The organism is Myceligenerans indicum, assembly GCF_016742955.1.
Classification (GTDB): domain Bacteria; phylum Actinomycetota; class Actinomycetes; order Actinomycetales; family Cellulomonadaceae; genus Myceligenerans; species Myceligenerans indicum.
In genome coordinates this window covers 57,442-64,458 of the sequence record NZ_JABBYC010000020.1, presented here as the reverse complement: position 1 = coordinate 64,458, position 7,017 = coordinate 57,442, and the positions used below count along the sequence as shown (strand labels likewise).

8 protein-coding genes are annotated in these 7,017 nt (G+C 70.8%); 1 reads left to right on the top strand and 7 read right to left on the bottom strand.

What is annotated here, in order from left to right; translation table 11 throughout:
* Positions 1-84 precede the first annotated feature (84 nt).
* The 7 genes from ndk to HGK34_RS12345 all read right to left on the bottom strand — a co-directional run bounded on the left by ndk (position 85) and on the right by HGK34_RS12345 (position 5,584).
* Positions 85-555 carry a nucleoside-diphosphate kinase gene (ndk, locus tag HGK34_RS12375; protein WP_201847686.1) on the bottom strand — a complete coding sequence of 157 codons (471 nt, stop codon included), beginning with the start codon at positions 553-555 and terminating at the stop codon, positions 85-87.
* Positions 556-629: 74 nt separating this feature from the next.
* A complete protein-coding gene (locus HGK34_RS22720) occupies positions 630-1,067 on the bottom strand; it encodes a DUF4233 domain-containing protein (RefSeq protein ID WP_201847684.1) in 438 nt (145 codons plus the stop codon).
* Entirely contained in the window at positions 1,064-1,735 is a 672-nt protein-coding gene (locus tag HGK34_RS22715) for a TetR/AcrR family transcriptional regulator (protein ID WP_201847682.1), read from the bottom strand. Before HGK34_RS22715 ends, HGK34_RS22720 begins: the two co-directional genes overlap by 4 nt.
* Positions 1,736-1,758: 23 nt before the next feature.
* A complete protein-coding gene (gene dhaM / locus HGK34_RS12360; protein ID WP_201847680.1) occupies positions 1,759-2,514 on the bottom strand; it encodes a dihydroxyacetone kinase phosphoryl donor subunit DhaM in 756 nt (251 codons plus the stop codon).
* Positions 2,511-3,140 carry a dihydroxyacetone kinase subunit DhaL gene (dhaL, locus tag HGK34_RS12355; RefSeq protein WP_372433122.1) on the bottom strand — a complete coding sequence of 210 codons (630 nt, stop codon included), beginning with the start codon at positions 3,138-3,140 and terminating at the stop codon, positions 2,511-2,513. The genes dhaM and dhaL overlap by 4 nt, the downstream gene beginning before the upstream one ends.
* A gap of 112 nt (positions 3,141-3,252) precedes the next feature.
* Positions 3,253-4,248 carry a dihydroxyacetone kinase subunit DhaK gene (gene dhaK / locus HGK34_RS12350; protein ID WP_201847675.1) on the bottom strand — a complete coding sequence of 332 codons (996 nt, stop codon included), beginning with the start codon at positions 4,246-4,248 and terminating at the stop codon, positions 3,253-3,255.
* 40 nt (positions 4,249-4,288) lie between these two features.
* Entirely contained in the window at positions 4,289-5,584 is a 1,296-nt protein-coding gene (locus HGK34_RS12345; protein ID WP_244666678.1) for a bifunctional folylpolyglutamate synthase/dihydrofolate synthase, read from the bottom strand.
* A gap of 196 nt (positions 5,585-5,780) precedes the next feature.
* Between HGK34_RS12345 and HGK34_RS12340 the strand changes: the two genes are divergently transcribed.
* Entirely contained in the window at positions 5,781-7,010 is a 1,230-nt protein-coding gene (locus HGK34_RS12340; RefSeq protein ID WP_201847673.1) for a hypothetical protein, read from the top strand.
* Positions 7,011-7,017 lie beyond the last annotated feature (7 nt).

The window sequence follows — 7,017 nt, the reverse complement described above, 5'->3', positions numbered from 1 at the left end:
GATGTGTATAAGAGACAGGGTCGGACGGGCAGGGCGCCGACCGGATGGTCCCGGCCGACGCCGCCACGAACCCGTCGAGAGCCGTCAGACCTCAGGGAACCAGAGGGAGATCTCGCGCGCGGCCGACGACGCCGAGTCGCTGCCGTGGACGAGGTTCTGCACCACCTTGGTACCCCAGTCCCGGCCGAGGTCGCCGCGGATGGTGCCCGGGGCGGCCTCCGTGGGGTTGGTGGCGCCCGCCAGGGAGCGGAAGCCCGGGATGACTCCCTCGCCCTCGGCGACGACGGCCAGCACCGGACCCGACATCATGAATTCCACCAGCGGCTCGAAGAACGGCTTGCCCTCGTGCTCCGCGTAGTGCTTGTGCAGCAGAGCGGGGGTGGCATCGAGCAGCCGCACCGCGCGCAGGACATAGCCCTTGGCCTCGATACGGCGCAGGATCTCGCCGGACAGGCCACGGCGCACGCCATCGGGCTTGACGAGCACGAGCGTGCGCTCGGCCACGGGCGCATCGGCGGTCTCGGTGGGCAGGTTCTCGGTTGCGACGTCGGTCATGAGCCCCAGCGTAATGGGGCACGACGTCGGTGTTCACCGCCCGGAGCGACGTCCGGGCCGGCCCTGCGGACCGCTCAGCTGTTCGGCGCGGTCTCCGGGTGCGTGGCGTCGTAGGCAGCGCGCTCCCGGTCGACACGCGAACCCAGCCGCAACGCCATGACCCACAGCGCGACGAACACCAGGTTGACGATGGTCGCGAGCGGTACGGCCAGCCCCGTGGCGAGCACCAGGACCTGCGCCATCGTCCCCGCGACGAGCCCGGCCGGGCGCCTCGTGAGCCGCGACAGCAGCAGGAGCAGCAGCGCGATGCCGCCTCCCACCCCCCACACGACCGCTGCGGAGTCCGACTGGAGCGGTCCGCGCTCGTAGGCGAGGTCGCGCAGTCCGAACGCGACGAGCGTGACGAACAGCACCACGACCGCCTCGCAGGCGAGGACTGTCGAGGTGAACTGCACCAGCGCGGAGGGCTTGGCCTTGATGCGATCGCCGGCGGCGGGTCGGTCCTTGCTCACCCTGCCACGATATCCGTCCTGGCGGCCGGGTCCGCACGCTGGGATGTGGGCTCCGTTACGTCCGGCGCCTGCCCACCGTCCGGCGCCTCCTGGCAGAGGATCGTCCGCAGCTCGCCGATCGCCTGCGGCAGGTGGACCTGAACGCCGTGCCCTCCGCCGGAACGCAGCCATGCCAGGGTGGTGGCCTGCATGACGGCGCCCGCGGCCGCGAGGACGGTCTCCGCGTCGGCCGCGAACGGTGCCGCCCCGCGGCGCTCCTCGAGCAGCGCGAGCAACTCGTTCCGATGGCGTTCGACGGCGTCCTGGTGGTGCTGGAGCAGGCGAGGCTCACGCCGCACCAGGTCGACCGCGGCCCGCACCCGGGCCGGTTCGTCGCCGAGCTGGTCCAGCATGCCGCCCAGGAGTGCCCCCAGGTCGGTCAGGAGGTAGCCGCTGGGGCCGCCCTCGGCGAATGCGCGGGACGCGTCCGGATCGAGGCCGACGTCGGTCCGGATCCCGACGACCGCCTCGTCCTTGGAGCCGAAGTAGTTGAAGAAGGTCCGCGGTGAGACCCCGGCCTCTGCGGCGATCTGCCCGGTCGTCACGGCGTCGTACCCGTGCTCCCGCACGAGGCGCTGAGCGGCGTCGATGATGGCGCCGCGGCGAGCGCGCTTGTTGCGCTCGCGCAAACCCTGTCCTTGCCCGTTCACTTTCAGACCTCGCCGAAGCCGGAGCCGATCATCTCCGCCAGGACCTTGGCCGCGCCTGCCGCGCCCTCGCCGCTCACCGTGATCGTCAGTTCCCGCCCCTGGGTCGCCCCGAGCGCCATGAGCTGCAGCACGCTCGACGCGTCCACACCGTCGACCAGAACAGACGCACCCAGCTCCGCGACCTTCCGGGAGACCAGCGCCGCCGGGCGGGCGTGCAGACCGAGCGGGTTGCGCAGGGTGGCCGTGGTCGTGACGCTGCCGTCGCCTCCGACGGCCACGTCGTCCTGGCCGCCCGGTCCGGGCCTGCCGTCGCCGCCCGGTCCGGGCCTGCCGTCGCCGTCCGCGTCCGGCACCGCCTGGCCGGCTGCCCCGGCGAACGTCCGGCCGGCGTCCCGGACGGCTGCCACCACCCCGTCGACGTCCGAGCCGCCGTGCGCCGCGACGGCCGCGGCGACCGCACCCTCGACGAACGGGCCGGGTGCCAGGGCCACCGATGCGGCCAGGTCGTCGTCGAGCTCCAGCGCCGACTCGACGGTCAGCGCGGACGAGCCCAGGTCCGCCAGGACCACGACGGCCCCCGTGGCCGTCGCCGCCGTGCGAAGTGCCGCGGTGACGTCGTCGAGCGCACTGCCCAGACCGCCGTCGGGCAGACCTCCGACGGGGACCAGGGTGACATCCGGAGCCATCTGCCCGGCGAGCTCGGCCAGACCCCGCGCCATGGCCGCCGAGTGCGACACCAGGACGATCGACACGGTCATGCGTTCTCCTCGCCGAGCGCCTCGACGGCTGCCGCGAGGAGCAGCGCGGTGGAGCGCGCGCCGGGATCCTCGTGCCCGGCGCTGCGTTCCCCGAGGTACGAGGCGCGGCCCTTGGTCGCCACGAGCGGGATGGTCGCGGTCGATCCGGCGTCGGCCGCTGCCGCTGCGGCACGGAGAGCATCGGCCTCGTCGCCCTCGCCGGCGGCGCGCTCGGCGGCATCGACGGCAGGCGTCCAGGCGTCCACCATGGTCTTCTCCCCCGGCTCGGCCTTACCGCGCGCGGTGATCCCGTCCAGCGCCGACTCGAGCATCGCGACGATCGTGCGGGTGTCGATCTCCGGGTGGCCGGTCACCTTCGCGGCACGCAGGAACGCCGTCCCGTACAGCGGCCCGGATGCTCCGCCGACGGTGGACATGAGCGTCGTCGCGGTGAGCTTGAGGACGTCACCGACCAGCCGCGGCGACGCCCCGGGCTCTTCAGCCTCCGCACGCCGCGCGTCCAGCTTGGCGACCACCGCCCGGAACCCGCGGACGAGGTTCTCGCCGTGGTCACCGTCGCCGATCTCCCGGTCCAGCTCGGTCAGCTCGTCACGCCTGTCGACAACCGCATCGGCGGTCCGCCGGATCCAGCGTTCCGCCCAGTCCGCATCCAGCGTCACCGCAGCATCACCTCGTGCCTCCAGTCGTGCCGTGGAGCCGGCAAATGTACTTTCACCCGGTTTGCTCACGTACACCCGGTCACCAGCGCAGTGCCGCCGTGTGCACGGGAGCGTCCCACAGCGCCTCGAGCTCGTCGTCCAGCCGCAGCGCGGTGACCGACGCGCCCTGCATCTCGAGAGACGTGACGTAGCTGCCCACGAGTGAGCGAGCCACCGTCACACCCCGCTGTTCGAGCAGGCGCCGCGCTCGACCATAGACCACGTAGAGCTCCGAGGAAGGCGTTCCGCCCATTCCGTTGACGAACAGCAACACACGCTCGCCCCGGGACAGCTCAAGATCGTCCGCGACCGGGTCGAGCAGCATCTGCGCGACCTCGTCCGCCGGAGCGACGGGCACGCGCCGCCGGCCCGGCTCGCCGTGGATGCCGATGCCGATCTCCAGCTCGTCGGGCGGCAGGTCGAAGCTCGGTTTCCCCACATGTGGCACCGTGCACGCCGTGACCGCGACTCCCATGCTCCGTACGTTCTCCACCACGCGCCGCGCGATCCGGGTGACGTCCTCCAGCCCACGGCCCTGCATCGCCGCGGCACCGGCGATCTTCTCCACGCAGAGCGTCCCGGCCACACCCCGGCGTCCGGCCGTGTGGGTGGAGTTCTCGACGGCGACGTCGTCGTTCACCACGACTGTCGAGATCCGGGCGCCCTCCGCCTCCGCGATCTCGACGGCGAGGTCGAAGTTGAGCACGTCGCCGGTGTAGTTCTTCACGATCGCGAGCACGCCCGCCCCGCCGTCGGCGGCGTGCAGCGCGGGCACGATGCCGTCCGGCGTCGGCGACGTGAACACGGCGCCCGGGACGGCCGCGTCGAGCATCCCGTCCCCGACGAAACCGCAGTGCAGGGGCTCGTGGCCGGAGCCGCCCCCACTGACGAGCCCGACCTTCCCGGTCGTGGCGCCACCGACCCGGGTCACATAGGTGGGGTCGTGGTGCACCTGCACCAGGTCGGCGTGCGCGAGCGCGAACCCGGCCAGCGAGTCGGCGACGGCATTCTCGGGATCGTTGAGCAGCTTCTTCACGGCTGGTCCCTTCCTCGTCGGCGCGGGCAGAACCATGGTCTCATCGGCGCAGCAGGATGCGGGCGTCCGCGACCGTGACCACGGAGCCCGTGACCAGCACGGCGGTACCGGCCCCGACACCGACCTCGTCCCCGGCCTCGGCGAGGTCCGTCGCGACCTGGATCGCCTCGGCGAGATCCGCGGCCACATGCACCCGGTCGTCGCCGAACACGTCGCGTCCCACCTCGGCGAGTTCCTCCGGGTCCATGGCACGCTCGTTGGAGTTGCGCGTGACGACGATCTCGGCGACAGACGGTTCGAGGACGGCGAGCAGTCCTTCGGCGTCCTTGTCCGCCATGATGCCGACGACCGCGATGACCCGCTGCAGGTCGAACACCTCCTCCAGCGTCTCGACCATGGCCTCGGCGCCCGCGGGATTGTGGGCGACGTCGACGATCGTCGTCGGGCTGGACCGCACCACCTCCAGCCTTCCAGGGCTGGTGACGTGGGCGAACCCCGCCTCCACCACTCCACCGTCAAGCGCCTTGCCGCCACTGATGAGGGCTTCGGTCGCGGCGAGCGCGAGGAGTGCGTTGTGCGCCTGGTGCTCGCCGTGCAGGGGGATGTACACGTCGGTGTACAGCCCGCCGGGGGTACGGAGCGCCATCAGCTGGCCGCCGACGGCGAGCTGCCGTCCGGCCACCTCCAGGTCGACGCCCTCACGGATCAGATGTGCGCCGACCCGCTCGGCACGGGCCCGGATCTCGGCGTCGGCTTCCTCACGCTGCGCGGCGACGATCGCCGTCGCGCCGTCCTTGATGATCCCCGCCTTCTCGGCCGCGATCTCCGCGATGCTGTGCCCGAGCCACTTCTCGTGGTCCATCGCCACCGGTGTGAGCACCGCGACCGGCGCGTCGATGACGTTCGTCGAGTCCCAGGTGCCACCCAGGCCGACCTCGACGACGGCGACGTCGACCGGCGCGTCGGCGAACGCGGCGATCGCCATGACGGTGAGGACCTCGAAGAAGCTCAGGCGGGGGCCGCCCTCGGCCTCGGACTCGCGGTCGACCACGCCGATGTACGGGGCGACGTCCTCGAAGACCTCGACGAAACGCTCCTCGTCGACCGGCTCGCCGTCGATCTGGATGCGCTCGGTGACGCTGGACAGGTGGGGGCTGGTGAACAGGCCCGTGCGCAGGCCGTGCTCGCGGACCAGCGACTCGACCATGCGAGCCGTCGAGGACTTGCCGTTGGTGCCGGTGATGTGGACCGTGCGGAAGGCTCGATGGGGGTCACCCAGCAGTTCGAGCACACGCTCGACGCGCGCCATGGTGGGGTCGATCTTGTGCTCGGGCATGCGGGAGAAGATCTCCCGGCTCACGGTCTTGAAGGCGTCGCTCACGTGACGAGGATAGTGGCGAGAGCCGAACGTCTCCGTCGCGAAGCCGATGGACGGGCAGGCATCGACACGCCTGGTCCGCTGCCTCGGCCACGATGTTCCCGACATCCCGAGTAAGCCGAGTTGCGCGCAACCGTCCATCTATCCTGATCCGGTGCCTTGGGACACCCTGAACGGTCCACACATCACGTTCGCCGGCGTCGCCGAGACGTCGCGAGCCCCGTCCTCCATACCGATGATCGTCGTTCCTGATGAGGTCCTGAAGGTCACCGACGGCCCGGTACCGGTCACCGTCGAGCACGGATTACGGGCGGTGCGTGCGTGGGCATGGGCCGAACGTGCGTGGACCGGGACAGGGCGGGCGACGACATCTCACCCCTCGAAGGACGAACTGACGTTCTCCCTGAGTCGAGTCACATCGACACTCCTCGGCGTAGCGGAGCGCATCGGCACTGAGCGCTGTGAAGTGACGGTCCGCGTACCAGTTCCGGTCAAGCTTGCGCCGGTCATGCCGCTCGTCCACGACCTGCCGAGGAGCGATGAGATTCAGGTGCCGGCCGACTTTCCGGGGCGCAGGGGCCGGGCTGTGATGAACCGGAACGGGGTGGCAGCGTCGGTGGTCATCGTGAGCAGGGATCATGTTCGGCCCGGAACAGCCCGGATCTCCAACCACCTGCGTACGATCACCGAGCCCGCGGTCGGGGCACGGTCAGACGATCCCGGCATGTTCCTCCTCGACCCGCCTCCCGCGACCGGAACCAGCCGGGGCGGAAGCAGGCTTGACACGTTGTCGGCGATTCTCCGGGCCGGAACCGAGCGCGGACTCCGCTGGTTCTTCCGGGCCGAGGAACAGGCGATGCGAGTCGTCTTCGCCCATCCTGACGATGAGCATCAACATGTGGTCGGCATGACGCACGGCGCACTGGAGCGACTCGGCGTGCGGTCGGGTGACAAGGTCGTGCTCAGTTGGCTCGGGAGCGAGACCGAGGTCACGGTTCTGCAGGACCACACGCCAGGCGACACCGACACCACAACACACGCAGGCCAGGACCGCCGGCCTGGTCGACCGCACGACCCGACGAAGCCGAACCTCGCGATGGGCATGTCAGCGCACCTTGCCGTGCGCGTCCCTACGGCGCTGCGCCACCTGATGCACATGCCTGCAGCGTCGATAGTGACCGTTCGCCGGAGCACTCGCTCGATCCTGGCCAGGAATCTGAACAACCTCATCATCCCGGTGGCGTCCCTTGCCCTCGCCGGGGCCGCGCTGAACGATCCGAACTGGTTCGTGTTGACCTTCGGTGCGGTCGCCACGGCCTTGCTCGGACTGAGTCGCTTGCGCATGGGCAACAGGCGCGCGGCTTCGTTGGGGCGTCAACGCTGATACCCCG